The 14496-nt window shown below is 60.9% G+C and carries 14 protein-coding genes, 1 tRNA gene and 1 pseudogene; 9 read left to right on the top strand and 7 right to left on the bottom strand.

Annotated elements, in window-relative coordinates:
* Nucleotides 1-50: 50 nt before the first annotated feature.
* A complete protein-coding gene (locus AC0V8S_RS28650; protein WP_183457790.1) occupies nucleotides 51-413 on the top strand; it encodes a winged helix-turn-helix transcriptional regulator in 363 nt (120 codons plus the stop codon).
* Between the two features lie 153 nt (nucleotides 414-566).
* Here the strand turns inward: AC0V8S_RS28650 and AC0V8S_RS28655 are convergent, their stop codons facing one another.
* From AC0V8S_RS28655 to dapA, 3 genes are all read right to left on the bottom strand, one after another.
* Nucleotides 567-1277: a glycoside hydrolase family 25 protein gene (locus tag AC0V8S_RS28655; protein WP_475434801.1), complete on the bottom strand. Its 711-nt coding sequence runs from the start codon at nucleotides 1275-1277 to the stop codon at nucleotides 567-569.
* An 86-nt stretch (nucleotides 1278-1363) separates the two neighbouring features.
* Entirely contained in the window at nucleotides 1364-1843 is a 480-nt protein-coding gene (gene smpB / locus AC0V8S_RS28660) for an SsrA-binding protein SmpB (protein ID WP_006202221.1), read from the bottom strand.
* A 25-nt stretch (nucleotides 1844-1868) separates the two neighbouring features.
* Nucleotides 1869-2750, bottom strand: coding sequence for a 4-hydroxy-tetrahydrodipicolinate synthase (gene dapA / locus AC0V8S_RS28665; protein ID WP_202359458.1), 882 nt, complete (start codon nucleotides 2748-2750; stop codon nucleotides 1869-1871).
* 248 nt (nucleotides 2751-2998) lie between these two features.
* On the opposite strand from dapA, the gene AC0V8S_RS28670 reads away from it, so the two are divergent.
* Nucleotides 2999-5029, top strand: coding sequence for a lytic transglycosylase domain-containing protein (locus tag AC0V8S_RS28670; protein ID WP_475434803.1), 2031 nt, complete (start codon nucleotides 2999-3001; stop codon nucleotides 5027-5029).
* 108 nt (nucleotides 5030-5137) lie between these two features.
* Nucleotides 5138-6028, top strand: a complete 891-nt coding sequence (locus AC0V8S_RS28675; protein ID WP_475434805.1) for an alpha/beta fold hydrolase — start codon at nucleotides 5138-5140, stop codon at nucleotides 6026-6028.
* A gap of 144 nt (nucleotides 6029-6172) precedes the next feature.
* Here AC0V8S_RS28675 and AC0V8S_RS28680 read toward each other — a convergent pair whose 3' ends face one another.
* The 3 genes from AC0V8S_RS28680 to AC0V8S_RS28690 all read right to left on the bottom strand — a co-directional run bounded on the left by AC0V8S_RS28680 (nucleotide 6173) and on the right by AC0V8S_RS28690 (nucleotide 9111).
* A complete protein-coding gene (locus tag AC0V8S_RS28680; RefSeq protein WP_475434807.1) occupies nucleotides 6173-6538 on the bottom strand; it encodes a YbhB/YbcL family Raf kinase inhibitor-like protein in 366 nt (121 codons plus the stop codon).
* A 98-nt stretch (nucleotides 6539-6636) separates the two neighbouring features.
* Nucleotides 6637-7689, bottom strand: a complete 1053-nt coding sequence (locus AC0V8S_RS28685) for a tyrosine-type recombinase/integrase (RefSeq protein ID WP_475434808.1) — start codon at nucleotides 7687-7689, stop codon at nucleotides 6637-6639.
* Nucleotides 7690-7929: 240 nt separating this feature from the next.
* A complete protein-coding gene (locus tag AC0V8S_RS28690) occupies nucleotides 7930-9111 on the bottom strand; it encodes a porin (protein WP_475434810.1) in 1182 nt (393 codons plus the stop codon).
* Between the two features lie 450 nt (nucleotides 9112-9561).
* Here AC0V8S_RS28690 and AC0V8S_RS28695 point away from each other — a divergent pair.
* The 4 genes and pseudogenes from AC0V8S_RS28695 (at nucleotide 9562) to AC0V8S_RS28710 (ending at nucleotide 12760) form a co-directional block, all read left to right on the top strand.
* Nucleotides 9562-9651: transfer RNA gene (locus AC0V8S_RS28695), tRNA-Ser, on the top strand.
* Nucleotides 9652-9744: 93 nt separating this feature from the next.
* Nucleotides 9745-9996: a GIY-YIG nuclease family protein gene (locus tag AC0V8S_RS28700; RefSeq protein ID WP_183457785.1), complete on the top strand. Its 252-nt coding sequence runs from the start codon at nucleotides 9745-9747 to the stop codon at nucleotides 9994-9996.
* Between the two features lie 97 nt (nucleotides 9997-10093).
* A complete protein-coding gene (locus AC0V8S_RS28705) occupies nucleotides 10094-11275 on the top strand; it encodes a porin (protein WP_475434812.1) in 1182 nt (393 codons plus the stop codon).
* A 373-nt stretch (nucleotides 11276-11648) separates the two neighbouring features.
* Nucleotides 11649-12760 (top strand): annotated as a pseudogene (locus AC0V8S_RS28710) (pyridoxal phosphate-dependent aminotransferase).
* Here AC0V8S_RS28710 and AC0V8S_RS28715 read toward each other — a convergent pair.
* Nucleotides 12757-13287: a MarR family winged helix-turn-helix transcriptional regulator gene (locus tag AC0V8S_RS28715; protein WP_183457781.1), complete on the bottom strand. Its 531-nt coding sequence runs from the start codon at nucleotides 13285-13287 to the stop codon at nucleotides 12757-12759. The pseudogene AC0V8S_RS28710 and the gene AC0V8S_RS28715 overlap by 4 nt on opposite strands.
* Nucleotides 13288-13469: 182 nt before the next feature.
* Between AC0V8S_RS28715 and AC0V8S_RS28720 the strand changes: the two genes are divergently transcribed.
* Together AC0V8S_RS28720 and AC0V8S_RS28725 are read left to right on the top strand one after the other, a co-directional pair.
* On the top strand, nucleotides 13470-13754 hold the full coding sequence (locus AC0V8S_RS28720; protein ID WP_183457779.1) for an acylphosphatase: 285 nt from the start codon (nucleotides 13470-13472) through the stop codon (nucleotides 13752-13754).
* Between the two features lie 82 nt (nucleotides 13755-13836).
* On the top strand, nucleotides 13837-14478 hold the full coding sequence (locus tag AC0V8S_RS28725) for a TetR/AcrR family transcriptional regulator (RefSeq protein WP_183457777.1): 642 nt from the start codon (nucleotides 13837-13839) through the stop codon (nucleotides 14476-14478).
* The last annotated feature ends 18 nt before the right edge of the window (nucleotides 14479-14496 follow it).

Raw genomic sequence — 14496 nt, forward strand, 5'->3', positions numbered from 1 at the left:
AAGCGCAAGAATGCACATATAAAGCACATAGTGTCGAAAAGGATACCGTTATGCCGCGCATTCGCCATGAGCGATTCGACTGCAGCCCCGGCTGCACTGTCGAGGGAACGCTCCGTTATATCGACGGAAAGTGGAAAGGTGTCGTGCTCTACCATCTGTTCGAGGGCACGCTGCGTTTCAACGAGATCCGTCGGCGCATTCCAAACTGCACGCAGCGCATGCTGACCAACCAGTTGCGCGAACTAGAAGCCGATGGACTGATTGCCCGCAAGATCTATCCGGAAGTGCCGCCGAAGGTGGAGTACAGCCTGACGCCGCGCGGCAGGAGCCTGGAACCGGTGATCACAGCGTTGAAAGCGTGGGGCGATGCGAACGTGACGCTAGCGCCGGAGATATCCCAGGCCGCGGCTTGAAGCGGCGGCAGCTGCTCAGCAAGGGCGGGACGTGCAACCACGTGGTTTGACGATGCCGGCAGCAGCCGGATCGTCAATATTTGCAACAGCATAGTTCGATTTTCGAAGAAACTGATTCGGGCATGTGGCCCTGATCGCGTCGGCCGGAAGACCTCAATGTGCTGATGCAAACAGCGCCGCCAATTTCTCCGGCCCGCCCTGCAAAACGTTGAGGTCGACGTCACCCACAATACCGTCCACGCGCCCCCTGTTGTGGTATTGCCAATAGACCCAGTCGTGGCGGTCCGGCTCCATCAGCAGCGAGCGAAGCCAGAGCGGGCGAGCGGCGATCTGTCCGGCATAGGCGGCCTCAGCCTCATCGGTCAGATAGACGATTGCCGTCTTGCCGAACGCCGCCTCGACGGGGCCAAGGAAAGCCTGGAGTTCGGCATTCAACTGTTCGGGCGATGGACGTTGCGGACAGTTGCCGCCGAACTCGACGTCGACGACCGGCGGCAGCAAGGGCTGATCTTGCGGCACGACCGAGATGAAATTCTTCGCCTGGTCGGCGCCGGGCCGGCAAAAGGTGAAGAAGTGATAAGCGCCGACGGCAAGGCCGGCCGCACGGGCCTCACGCAGATTGGTGGCAAAGGCGCGATCGACATGATCGCCGCCCTCGGTCGCCTTGATGACGGCGAAGGCGACATCGTCGGCAGCAACGCGTTGCCAGTCGATCTGGCCCTGATGATGGGAGACGTCGATGCCCCTGACCGGATATTTGCCACGGTCGGGAGAATAGGTGTGGAAGTAGATGAAGCCACCGGCCACGGCCAGCGCTGCAAAAACCAAAGTGACCGATCCCCAGAGGATGATCCGGTTCTTCAAGGCTGCCCCCTCTGGCATCTGCCGACCGCGCTTGCACGAAACTTGAAAGCCAAGCAGGCTTTTCTAGGGCTACCGCGCGATGTTCCTCACCCGCGCTCCTTCAAGAGTCGGCCCTTCTCACGCGACCAGTCGCGCTGCTTCTCGGTTTCGCGCTTGTCGTGCAGCTTCTTGCCGCGGCCGACGGCGAGCAGCAGCTTGGCGCGGCCCTGATCGTTGAAATAGATTTTTAGCGGCACCAGCGTCATGCCTTCGCGGTCGACACTCTGCGACAGCTTGGCCATCTCGCGCTTGTTGAGCAGGAGTTTGCGGCGCCGCCTGGGCTCGTGGTTGAAGCGGTTGGCCTGCAGATATTCCGGCAGGTAGGAGTTGATCAGCCAGATTTCGCCGCCCTCGACCGAGGCATAGCTGTCCTGGATGTTGGCCTGGCCCTGGCGCAGCGACTTGACCTCGGTGCCGGTCAGCACCAAGCCGGCCTCGATCGTATCGAGCACCTCATAGGAAAACCGCGCCTTGCGGTTTTCCGCAACGGTCTTGTTGTTGGGATCGGCTTTTCTGACTTGATTCATGATGTGGAGAGGTGGCGCCTCATCCCTAGTTAATCAAGCCGGCGTGCTTCATGGCCGCATCGATCTTCGCCGCGGTCGCTTCCTCGACCGTGACAAGCGGCGACCGCAGCACATTCTCGACCTTGCCCAGCTTCGACAGCGCGTATTTGGCGCCGGACACGCCGGGCTCCAGGAAGATCGCCTTGTGCAGCGGCAGGAGACGGTCCTGCAATTCCAGCGCCTTGGCGCTGTCACCTGAAAGCGTGGCCTCCTGGAATTCGGCGCACAGCCGGGGCGCGACATTCGAGGTCACCGAAATGCAGCCGACACCGCCATGGGCGTTGAAGCCGAGAGCCGAGGCATCCTCGCCGGAAAGCTGGATGAAATCCTTGCCGCAGGTCATGCGTTGCTCGGACACACGCTCGACCTTGCCGGTGGCATCCTTGACGCCGACGATGTTCTTGAAGTCGTGCGCCAGCCGGCCCATCGTCTCCGGCATCATGTCGATCACCGAACGCGGCGGGATGTTATAGATGATGATTGGCAGCTTGGTCGCCCGGGCGACGGCAGCGAAATGCTCGTAGAGGCCGCGCTGCGTCGGCTTGTTGTAATAGGGCGTGACGACCAGGGCGGCATCGGCGCCAGCCTTTTCGGCATATTGGACGAGGCCGACGGCTTCCGCGGTGTTGTTGGAACCGGCGCCGGCAACGACCGGAGCGCGGCCCTTGGCCACCTCGATGCAGACCTTGACGACATGGCGGTGCTCATCGTGCGACAGCGTCGGCGACTCGCCGGTCGTGCCCACGGGAACCAAGCCTGTCGTGCCTTCTGCGAGCTGCCATTCGACAAACGCGCGAAAGGCTTTCTCGTCGAAACGCCCGCTCTTTTCGAACGGTGTCACGAGCGCAGTAAGCGAGCCTCTCAGCATGTCGTCCAACTCCTTGGGACTTCTTGGGTTTTGTCGGTCAGTTTATCGTGCGCGCCTTCTAACCGAAAGCGAAGCGGCGCACCATAGTCTCGACATGGTTGCGCGGCAAGCATTGCCATGGTGCCAGCAAGCGCAATTCGAACGGCCTCGATAACTCTTTGTTTACGAGCCCTTCACGACCTAAGTTTAGGCTTCGAGGCATCTTCGCCGGCTGGTAGAATGCTGGATTAGGGGAAAGACACGAGATCATGCCGACCCGTCGGCCCCACCTCTTCGCGCTGCTTGGCGCCATCGCCGCGCTGATGCCCGGCGTGGCGATCAGCGGCAGCGTCGATGCGCGGGTCACCTCGGCGATCCCGATGCCGAGCCCGCAGGACAATGCGCAGCAGGCCCCCTCGCTCAGCGTTGCGCTGTTGAAAAGCGGGCTGGATGCACTGGCGGCCGGAGACATTCCTGCCGCCTGTGGCGTGCGTGACACGCTTCCCGCTCAATCGCTCGACCAGCATATACTGGCCTGGGCGATCGCGCTTTACGGCGGCGACAAGGTGCCGAGCGGCGACATTGCCGCCGCTGCGAAGATGCTGCCCAACTGGCCGGGCACAATTGCCTTGCGCAAGAACAGCGAGCGGGCGCTCTATAGCGAGAACCCCGCCCCCGACATCGTCATTGCGGCATTCGACGGCAGCCAGCCGCAGACATTCGAAGGCGTCATGGTTCTCGCCCGCGCTTATGTGGCGACGGACAATGTCAAGGCGGCACGCTCGGTGCTGTCGCCGTTCTGGCGCACCACGATCCTGGAAACCAAGGACGAGACGGCGCTGATCAAGGAATTCGGCAGTCTGATCCCTGCCGCAGACCACCGTTTTCGCATGGACCGTATGTTCTATGCCGACCGGGTGAATTCCGCGCTTCGCGTCGCTGGCCTTGCCGGCGCCCAACAGTTTGCCGAGGCCTGGGCCGCGGCCGACAGAGGCGACAAGAATGCGTTGAAACAGCTGAAGGCGGTCCCGGCATCCCAGCGTTCGGCCGGCTATTTCTTCGCGCAGGCAGAATACCTGCGCAAACAGGAGGACTTTGCCGGCGCCGCCGCCGCTGTGATGAAGGCGCCGACGGACCGCGAGGCTCTGGTCGATCCGGACGCCTGGTGGGTCGAGCGCCGAGTGCTGTCGCGCGAATTGGTCGACCAGGGCGACATGAAGACGGCGTATAAAATTGTCGCCACGCATGCCGCCGAAAGTGCTGCCAATGCGGCGGAGGCCGAGTTCCATGCCGGCTGGTACGCGCTGCGCGGCCTCAACGACCCCAAGCTTGCCGCAACGCATTTTTCGCGCATCGCCGACCTTGCCCAGGGGCCCATGACCCTGTCGCGTGCCTATTACTGGCTCGGCCGTGCGGCGGAAGTCGGCGGCCCCGGCAATGCCAAGGACTATTTTGGGCGGGCCGCCACTTATGGCACGACCTTTTACGGCCAGCTTGCCGCCGAACGTGTCGGCCGGCAGGCACTCAACATCGTCTATCCCACGCCCAGTGCCGCCGACCGGCAGAATTTTGCCGGCCGCGAAGCCGTCAGCGCCATCAAGCGGCTGCAGGATGCAGGCTACGACCGCTATGCCGAAACGCTCTATCGCGACCTTGCCGGGCAGTTGACCAGCCCGGGCGAACTGGCGCTGCTCGCTGTCCTTGCCGAAAAGCAGGACAACCACTTCATGGCGCTGAAGGTCGGCAAGATCGCCGGCGCACGCGGCATCGATGTCGGCGCACTGTCGCACCCGCTCGGCGTCATCCCTGATTCGGCCAATATTTCCGGCTCGGGCAAGGCACTGGCCTATGCGATCGCCCGGCAAGAGAGCGAGTTCAATGTCGGCGCCGTATCAAGTGCCGGCGCGCGCGGGCTGCTGCAGTTGATGCCGGGAACCGCCAAGCAATTGGCGAAGAAGGCCGGATTGCAGTTTTCGCAGGCACGCCTGACCACCGACGCCGGCTATAACGCGACACTCGGTTCAGCCTTCCTTGGCGAGCAGCTCGATCGCTTCAACGGCTCCTATGTGCTGACCTTCGCCGGCTACAATGCCGGCCCCAACCGGGCCAGCCAGTGGGTGGCGAAATACGGCGACCCGCGCGGCAAGGACATCGATGCGGTGGTCGACTGGATCGAGCGGATTCCCTACACGGAAACAAGAAGTTACGTGCAGCGCGTGATGGAGAATTACGAGGTCTACAAGATGCGCATTTCCGGCAAATACGACATCGTCGGCGACCTCGTGAACGGACGCAGCTGAGGCCTTTTTGTCCTTCTCCCCTTGTGGGAGAAGGGAAGACCTTCATTTGACCATCTCTGCCCTCGTCTGTAGCAGTCGGAGACGATCCGGCCAGGGAGTCATTTCAGAATGTCGAGCACCGAAGTTTTTTCCGACTGCTTCTACAGCGCGCCGGATGGACTGAGACTTCATGCGCGCGTCTATGGCGAAGCGAATTCCGAACACTGGCCGGTCGTCTGCCTGCCTGGCCTGACCCGCAACGCACGGGATTTTCATGAGCTTGCACAGTATCTTTCGACGCGATCTCCGGTAGCGCGCAAGGTGGTTGCCTTCGACTATCGCGGACGCGGACAGTCGGCCCACGATCCCGATGTCAGCCACTACAATGTCGGCGTCGAGGCTGGCGACATCCTTGCCGGACTGGCCGCACTCGGCATCGAGGAGGCGGCTTTCATCGGCACCTCGCGCGGCGGGCTGATCATCCATGTCCTTGGCGCGCTGCAGCCGGCCGCGCTGAAAGCCGTTGTTCTCAACGACATCGGGCCGGTGATCGAAACGGCCGGCCTCGCCCACATCCAATCCTATCTCGAACGCGCGCCGAAGCCGAAAACCTTCTTCGAGGCGATGGATGCCCAGCGCAGCGTTCACGGCAAGGATTTTCCCGTGCTCAGCGACGTCGACTGGACACGGATGGTGTCGGCGCTCTACCACGAGACGGATCAAGGGCTGTTGCCGGATTTTGACCCGAAACTGGTCGACACGGTTGCCAATCTCGACCTGTCGCAGCCGTTGCCGGCTTTGTGGCCGCAATTCGACGCATTGGCCGCCACTCCCTTGCTCACCATCCGCGGCGCCAATTCCAGGCTCTTATCGGCTGAAACGCTGGATGAGATGCGACAGCGCCATCCGATGATGGAAACGATCACGGTCGACGGCCAAGGTCACGCGCCATTCCTCGAAACCGGCAGCCTGCCAGGCGATATAGCTGCCTTCCTTGATCGGGCAGAGATTCGCGTTTGATAACGGTTACGCCCAGCGAGGCACGGGTTTGGTTACAACCAACACCTGACCGAATCAATTCTGGGAAAGCGTGCAAAACGGTGGTTTCAAACATAGAGCAGTTCTGTGTTTCCGTGACGCCATGAACAGCTCCGGTTCTGGCAGTTACGGAAACCGCTTCCTTGCCTTTGCCGTCCCCACTGTTTTACCGCTGGCATCGAGCGCCTTGACGGTGAATTGATAGGTATGCGGCGTGGGGGGACATGGCCCCCTGTATGAAAATGCACCGTAAGGCAGGGAATTTCCGGAAAATGTCACCCTGCCGCCGCCATGAGTAAAATCGGGCGCATCCAAATCAGACATGCGAATGTCAAGTTTGGCCGTCCCGGCCGGGACACCACTCAATTTCATAGGTGGCGATTTGCTGTCGAAACACTTTTTGGTTGGCCCCCAGTCCACCGAAACTGACATCCCGGCATGAGCTGTCGCAACAGAGCAGCACAACAAAACCGCGGAAAGCAACAATTTCACGCAACCGCCCCCAAAAAATCAGGTTTTCCAGGATAACATTGTCCCAGCACTTCCAAGACAGTATAGATCGTCACCTAAAACCGCAAGACGGCCGTACTCTACTTGCTCTTTGAATGCTTCTTTGGTGCTCCAGCCACCGGTTTGCTCTCTTTGCCTGTGGCCACAGTGGGGGACGGCGCAGTCAAGGGAGAGGTAAAGAGCGAACTCTCCGGCGAACGTGTCGCCTCTTCGCTGCGCGGCTTCTCCAAGACAACGACACACCCGTCGAGATCATTGGTGGCGAGATGCGCATAGCGCATGGTCATCGAGAGAGTTTGATGGCCGAGCCACATCTGCACGCGCCTGATGTCGATGCCGCCCTGGACGAGGCGCGAAGCGCAGGTGTGGCGCAGAATGTGCGGCACGACCTGATCGTCGGCGCCTAGGCCGACTTCGGCTTTCGCCTCGTTCCAGATCGCACGAAACTGTGCCTGGCTCAATTTGGTGAACGGGCCTTCGGGCCGGCGGCCTTCGGTCGGAGGCAGCTTGATCACCTCCTTGACCCGTTCGGTCATCGGAATGGTGCGGCTGCGGCCGGATTTGGTAATCCAGAAGGAGACGCGATGTTCCTGGATGTCATTCCAGATCAGCCCGAGTGCTTCGCCGAGACGGCATCCGGTGTCGACCAGGAAGACGGAAAGCCTGTAGGCATCCTCGCTGCGGCTCCTGATGGCAGCGAACAGCCTTGCCTCTTCCTCCCTCTCGAGGAAGCGAATCCGTCCGGCCCGCTCCTTCTGGCGGCGGAACTCGGGCAGGCTGTGGATATCTCCCATCTTGTAAGCCTTGCGCAGCAGTTTGCTGAGGGCAGCCATCTTCCGATTGATGGTTGCGTTGCTGTTGCCGCGCTGGCGCAAGGTGCCGATACTTTGGTCAACGGCGCTGAAACGCTCCCCAAGGAGGATCTCGTCTATTTCGCCGATGAAAGAGCTGACATTGTATTTATGCCGCCCATCATCCCACAGTATGTCCCGGTAAACTGAAAAAAGCTCTCCGACCCTGTACGACTTTACTTCTCTTATCTTGTTGTAGGTGTACTTTATCTTTGAGTTCTGAGAAGAAAACATCGAAAACGGATCCGGGGCGCTACCCTCTTGAATCGCTTCGTTGGTCATAATTTATCACTCCCCCGAGTGGATAGATCAGCCCTATCCGCTTGGAGGCGTCCTTTCAAGAGATTTTAATCACGCGGTTGTGATCCCATCCGCCATCAACGGATCCCACGACATCATCCCGCGGATTTATTCAGCTACCGATTCCCCCTGTTCCTTCTGTTACGTTGACCCAGTCACGAAACAAAAACAGCCCGGGCGTTTGCGCGCCCGGGCTGGATTTCACCTGTAAGGAACCAGCCCTTAGAACGAGCGCTGGAAGCGGAGGATACCGCCGACGTTGCTCTTCTTGGTGGCACCGGTCCAGTTGGAGAAGTCGGCGTCGTCGAACTTGCCTGCATTGAGGTAGTCGACTTCGGCCGTGACCGTGAAGCCGGGAACGATGTCGTAGGCGATGTTCGCCGCGACGCCGAGGTTCTTCCACTGGTCATACGAGATCTGAGCGTTGAACGAGGTCTTCTCGTTGAACTTGTAGGTGCCACCGCCCCACACAGCCCAATTGCCGCCCCACTGCTTGTAGAAGCCGCGGCCGCCGGCGGGGCTACCAACGATGTTACCGAAGCCATCACGGTTAACATCATTGAGCTTGCCGTCAGAGCCGTAGCCGCCGATGATGAACAGAGACAGGGCGCTGGAGACGTTGACGTCCAAGCGAACCTTGCCGGCCACCGACTCATAGTTGCTGTCATAAGCAACGACGCCGCTGATGCCACCCCAGCCCTGCGTCCACTTCACACCACCGACGACATGCGGAACATAGCTGTCGATCGAACCGACGCCGTAGAAGCCAGGAGTGCCGGCGCCCGCACCTTCTTCCAGCGAGACCACTGCCGAGAAGCCGTTGCCGGCGTCGAAGTAGTACTGGATGACGTTGGTGTCGAAGTCGCCATAAGGAACCAGCGTATCGTTGATGACGTTGCCGGCATAGCCGATGAACGTGTTGAAGGCCGATTCGTCCTTACCGACGCGGAGACCACCGAGCTGGATCCAGGCGAAGTTCAGCGACGGCGTCTTGTTGTGAGCGGCATTAACTTCTTCGTCGGCGTTGTCGTTGCCGAAGTTCCAGCGGGTCTCGGTGTAGGTCTTCAGGGTGCCGAGCTCGGTTTCCTGACCGGTATAAGTCCTCAGCGTGAAGCGGGCGTTCTTGTGCCAGACACCCTGGTCCTTGCCGCTCGTCACGTCGTCGGTCCGCGAGCCATCGAACGAGCCGATATCGCCGCCGGCGATGTCGTAACGGACGTAGCCGGCGATGCGCAGGCAGGTCTCGGTGCCGGGGATGTAGAAGTAGCCAGCGCCGTAGACGTCGCAAATCTTGACGTATTCAGCGGGTTCCGGCTCGGCGACGACGACGGCGTCGGCGGCGCGCGCACCGGAAACTGCGATCAGGGCCGCAGCGGAGCCGAGAAGAAGGCTCTTGATGTTCATTTTCTGACCTCCAGTCAAAAGTTAAAAAACGGGTCTGGGTATTCTTTGCTGAAGGACAGCGTTCCCTGCCCCATCCCCACTACCGAAAAAGATGCGCACCGCGCCGCTCCTTCGAATTCGACATTACCCATGAGGCGGCGGCGTTCAACCATGATCGTACCGGCAAATGGGCTGTTCGGCTGCTATCCCCCAGCGTTGTTGCACAAATGACACGATTTGGCCTCACTCAGAAAGCTCTCGTTAACCATTGGCCCCGCCGCAGCAGCCTATTTCCAGCCGAATCCGGCAACCGGCCGACGGAATCATGGCAAGGCCGCGAGTCACCGGCCCGGGAATTGCCGCAGAACCGCCGCAGCTGGGAAAGCCGCGGTTCGGTGCGCTGTTATTTTTCCATATAATGACGCGGGCTTGTTGATTGTGCCGGCGCTTTTCTTTATCCAGCGGCGCAACGGAGAGGTGGCCGAGTGGTCGAAGGCGCTCCCCTGCTAAGGGAGTAGAGGTCAAAAGCTTCTCGTGGGTTCGATCCCATCCTCTCCGCCACCCTACGCCCTGCGGGCTTCGGGTGGCAGGCCACCCGAAGCCGCATTTGGGCGTGGGGTGTCGCCCGAAGCTACGAAGTAGCGTAGGGGGACTATGTGGTACGTTTATTTCCTGCAGCTCCATAATGGTGACGTCTATGTTGGGTCGACAAACGACCTTCGACGCCGGTTCGAATCACATCAGTCGGGCTATGTGACTTCGACCAAGGCTCATCTGCCTGTCGCCTTGAAGACGTATATTGCGGTCGAAACCGAGGCCAATGCACGGCAGCTCGAGCGGTATTTCAAGACCGGATCGGGCAAGGCTTTTGCGAGCAAGCGATTTTGGCGATCTGAGCCCCACTGATGGCCCATGACGCTATCTATCTGAGATAAAACGAGAAACGGCCATCCGATCTGCTTTTCGCTGACCTCCGATCTCGATTCTGACTGGAGGTCAGAAAATGAACATCAAGAGCCTTCTTCTCGGCTCCGCTGCGGCCCTGATCGCAGTTTCCGGTGCGCGCGCCGCCGACGCCGTCGTCGTCGCCGAGCCGGAACCCGCTGAATACGTCAAGATCTGCGACGTCTACGGCGCTGGCTACTTCTACATCCCCGGCACCGAGACCTGCCTGCGCATCGGCGGCTATGTCCGTTACGATGCCGCCGGCGGCGATATCGGCTCGTTCGATGGTGCTCGCACTGGTGACGTGACGAGCGGCAAGGACCAGGGCACCTGGTTCAAGAACACCCGCTTCACGCTGAAGACCTGGACCGGCCAGGAAACCGAGCTCGGCACGTTGAAGACCTACACCGAAATGCGCATGAATTTCGGTAATCATAACGCTGATGACGATGTCAATTCCGCCGGCATCAAGGACTTCGACTTGCACTTCGCCTGGGTGCAGCTCGGCGGTCTGCGCGTTGGTCTCGACGAATCGGCCTTCGATACGTTCATCGGCTACGCCGGCAACGTCATCAACGATACGCTGGTTCCTTATGGCGATTTCCAGACGAACGAGATCCAGTATTACTTCGACGCCGGCAACGGTTTCTCGGCCGTGGTTTCGCTGGAAGAAGGTGCGGGCGGCGGCACTCCTGGCTTCTACGGCGTGGGCACGATTGATAGCTATGTTCCGCATGTCGTCGGCGGCGTGAAGTGGACGCAGGGCTGGGGCGGCATCAGCGGCGTCGTTGCTTATGACAGCAACTATGAGTCGGTGGCCGGCAAGATTCGCTTGGACGTCAACGTCTCCAACGAACTGTCGCTGTTCGTCATCGGTGGTTACGGCTCTGACGGCAAGCTCAATGATGTTAATCGCGATAGCGGCGGTTTCATCGTTGGTAGCCCCGCGGGCGGCCGCGGCTTCTACAAACAGTGGGGCGGCAATTGGGCATTCTGGGCCGGCGGCACCTACAAGTTCAACGAGAAGACCTCGTTCAATCTCCAGGTGTCGGGTGATCAGTGGAAGAATTACGGGGTCGCGGCGAACGTTGCCTACACTCTCGTTCCGGGCTTCACGGTCACCGGCGAAGTTGACTACCTTCACGACGGCAAGTTCGACGAGGCCGACAACTCGAACTGGACCGGCGCCACCAAGAAGAACAGCGTCGGCGGTATCATCCGCTTCCAGCGCGACTTCTAAGACCAGATACTTTCGGAGACAAGAAACCCGGCGGGCAACCGCCGGGTTTTCGTTGCCGGCACGACCCTCGACCATCAGATGGTGGCATGGATATCGGGGAGAATAAATGTGAAGCGGGGCAGTCGAAGAACGCCTTGGTGGTGCGGCCTTCGCCCCTACCGTCTTGGCCGAGGGTTGGGACCTTCAGGTACATTGACCAGGCGAGCGGCTGCCCATCTTGTCTCGCCGGCAAAAGGGGCGGGAGAATCCGGCAAATCCGACGTGATGCTGACCTCCAAGGACACATCGCATTCCCTGCCGACGCCTCCTCCGGACTTGCACCACCCCCCCCGCCACGCTAGCAAGAAACTCCCTTTCCAAGCGAGCTCCCACCATGCGTCAGCGCCCTGCCCTCTCGCCGATCATTGCAGCACTCCCCTCAACCGTGCCGTTTGTCGGCCCGGAAGCACAGGAGCGCGAGCGCGGGCGGGCTTTCGTGCCCGCATCGGCGCCAATGAAAGCAGTTTTGGCCCTTCGCCACGCGTCATCGCCCGCATGGAGCGCGTTGCGCGCGACCAGTGGATGTATTGCGATCCCGATAATTACGAGTTGAAGGTGGCGGCGGCCGCGCATCACGGCGTGGCAATCGAGAATGTCGTTGTCGGCGAAGGCATCGATGGCCTGCTCAGCCTGGTGGCGCGCATGTATGTGGCGCCTGGCGATGCGGTGGTGACCTCGCTCGGCGCCTATCCGACCTTCAACTTCCATGTTGCCGGCGTCGGCGGGCGGCTGGTGGCCGTCCCCTACGTGAACGACCACGAAAGTCTGGATGGTTTGCTCGCGGCTGTCGTCAAGGAGAAGGCACCGTTGGTCTATCTGTCCAACCCGGACAATCCGATGGGCAGTTGGTGGGAAGCGGACGAGGTGATCCGCTTCATCGAAGCGTTGCCGCAGACCACCATGCTGGTGCTCGACGAGGCCTATGGCGAATTGGGGCCGGCCTCGGCTTTGCCGCCGATCGATGTCTCGCGGCCGAATGTCATCCGCATGCGAACCTTTTCAAAGGCTTACGGGCTTGCCGGCATACGCTGCGGCTATGCGATTGCGGAGACCCAGGTGATCCGCGACTTCGAGAAGATCCGCAACCACTATGGCGTCAGCCGCATGGCGCAGATCGCCGGCGTCGAGGCGCTTGCCGACCGGGCCTATCTCGAGACGGTGGTGGCGCGGGTGGCTGCCGGGCGCCGGCGCATCGCGGCGATCGCCGAGCAGAACGGGTTGCAGCCGCTGGCCTCGGCGACCAATTTCGTCACCATCGATTGTGGCCATGATGGTGCCTTCGCGCTGAAAGTGCTGCAGGGGCTGCTGTCGCGCGATGTGTTCATCCGCAAGCCGATGGCGCCAGGGCTCGACCGCTGCGTCCGCGTCAGCGTCGGCCTCGACCACGAGCTGGACATTTTTGCCGAGGAATTGCCCGGCGCCTTGGCGGCGGCGCGAGGGAACTAGCCAATTTCGCGGCGTTCGGATGCCGGCGCTCCGCCTAGCAGATCCCTGACGCGTGCCAGCATATCCGACAACTCGGCGGCCTCCTCGTCGCCCAGGCCCGCGGTCAGGCGGGTAAGATCGCGATCCGCCGCCGCCTGGAGTGCGGCAAGCGCGGCCTCACCGCGGACGGTGAGCGCAAGGACACGCCGGCGCAGAGCATCGGAGCCGGGGAGCGTTTCGATCAGGCCGGCGGAAGAGAATTTTCGAAGGATTCTCGTGACATAGGCAGGATCCAGCTGGAGCTCCCGGGCAATGTCGGACGCTGCCGGTCCGAAATCGATCTGAAGCGCCCGTGCGAGAAAGCCTGCCTTGCCGCCAGGGCTGGTCGCAATATAGCCGGGCCGACGGCCCAGTTCGAACAGCACCCGCGCCTCGGTCAACGTATAGGCACTGTGCGTCAAAGTTTCGTCGAGAAGCCCGATCAGGCCGGTATAGAACCGGTTGAAGCACCTGAGGTCGCGGACCAAGGCATTCCGATCGGTTGGCATGTCAAGCGTCCCAGACAATTTCCATGCTGCCGGATCATCGCGAAAAAGTTGACTTAGTCAATTATTTATTGGCGCAAGTCATCTATCTCAGGACAAGCGATGACTCAATTTGATAGCATCCTCCGTTCAAGCCAGTTGCCTTCGTTCGATCCTGCGCCAGACTCTGTGCAAGGGAGCGAGCGATGAACGATCGGAAACGGGCAGTGCAGGCCCGCATACACGGCAGAGTGCAAGGCGTCGGCTACAGGATCTGGGCGAGAGGCGAAGCGGCCGGGCTTGGGCTGGTGGGCTGGGTGCGCAACGAAAGAGACGGCTCGGTGACGGCATGGCTTGCCGGCGCCGACGCGGCGGTTTCGGCCATGATCGAACGGCTCTGGCAAGGCCCGGCAGGCGCTTCGGTCTCACGGGTCGACGTGGAGGAGTTCGAGACCTGGACCGCGCCTGGAGACTTCAGGATCGTCGCATAGGTGCATGCGCGTCTTGAATTCATCGGATGCCCTTGAATTAATTGAACGTTCGTTTTATTATCTTCGCCTTAACGAGGTGATCATGGCGCGCACCACAGGATCCGACGGCGGGCGAACTGAAGCGGCGGTCCGCGAAGCGGCGGTCAATTTGATCGCGCGCCACGGCTACGAGGCCATGTCGATGCGCCAGCTGGCCGCCGAGGTCGGCGTGCAGGCGGCCGCGCTCTACCGCTATTTCCCAACCAAGGAAGACCTGCTGTTCACCCTGATGCGCGAGCACATGGAAGGGCTTCGCGAGGCCTGGGAACATATCAGGCCAACCGGCGCCGATCCGACAGAGCAGCTTGCGGCCTATGTGCGCAACCATATCGCTTTCCACATCGAGCGCCGGCACGCCACGCATGTGTCGAACATGGAATTGCGCAGCCTGTCGCCCGACAGGCTGACACAAATGCTGCGCATGCGCACGGCCTACGAAAAGGAACTGCGCACCATCTTGCGCGATGGCGCCGAGACCGGCGCCTTCAGCATCGAGGACACCGGCCTGACGGCCATGGCGCTAATCCAGATGATGACCGGCGTCATCGTCTGGTATCGCCCTGGCGAGCGGCTGTCGGTTCCTGAAGTAACAGCGACATATCTTTCGATGACAATGCGCCTGGTTGGCGCGAGGATGGATACCTACAGCGCCGCACGCCCCTCGGACGTGCAAAGGACGCTGTAGCACTTGAATTTTGCGCAT

This window comes from Mesorhizobium oxytropidicola, from assembly GCF_056174625.1.

What these genes read in the sequence shown, in the direction of transcription:
- smpB (WP_006202221.1), bottom strand. Translation starts at nt 1,843, where the DNA reads ATGAATCAAGTCAGAAAAGCCGATCCCAACAACAAGACCGTTGCGGAA.
- AC0V8S_RS28720 (WP_183457779.1), top strand. Translation starts at nt 13,470, where the DNA reads ATGAACGATCGGAAACGGGCAGTGCAGGCCCGCATACACGGCAGAGTG.
- AC0V8S_RS28650 (WP_183457790.1), top strand. Translation starts at nt 51, where the DNA reads ATGCCGCGCATTCGCCATGAGCGATTCGACTGCAGCCCCGGCTGCACT.
- dapA (WP_202359458.1), bottom strand. Translation starts at nt 2,750, where the DNA reads ATGCTGAGAGGCTCGCTTACTGCGCTCGTGACACCGTTCGAAAAGAGC.
- AC0V8S_RS28685 (WP_475434808.1), bottom strand. Translation starts at nt 7,689, where the DNA reads ATGACCAACGAAGCGATTCAAGAGGGTAGCGCCCCGGATCCGTTTTCG.
- AC0V8S_RS28670 (WP_475434803.1), top strand. Translation starts at nt 2,999, where the DNA reads ATGCCGACCCGTCGGCCCCACCTCTTCGCGCTGCTTGGCGCCATCGCC.
- AC0V8S_RS28715 (WP_183457781.1), bottom strand. Translation starts at nt 13,287, where the DNA reads ATGCCAACCGATCGGAATGCCTTGGTCCGCGACCTCAGGTGCTTCAAC.
- AC0V8S_RS28700 (WP_183457785.1), top strand. Translation starts at nt 9,745, where the DNA reads ATGTGGTACGTTTATTTCCTGCAGCTCCATAATGGTGACGTCTATGTT.
- AC0V8S_RS28675 (WP_475434805.1), top strand. Translation starts at nt 5,138, where the DNA reads ATGTCGAGCACCGAAGTTTTTTCCGACTGCTTCTACAGCGCGCCGGAT.
- AC0V8S_RS28725 (WP_183457777.1), top strand. Translation starts at nt 13,837, where the DNA reads ATGGCGCGCACCACAGGATCCGACGGCGGGCGAACTGAAGCGGCGGTC.
- AC0V8S_RS28690 (WP_475434810.1), bottom strand. Translation starts at nt 9,111, where the DNA reads ATGAACATCAAGAGCCTTCTTCTCGGCTCCGCTGCGGCCCTGATCGCA.
- AC0V8S_RS28705 (WP_475434812.1), top strand. Translation starts at nt 10,094, where the DNA reads ATGAACATCAAGAGCCTTCTTCTCGGCTCCGCTGCGGCCCTGATCGCA.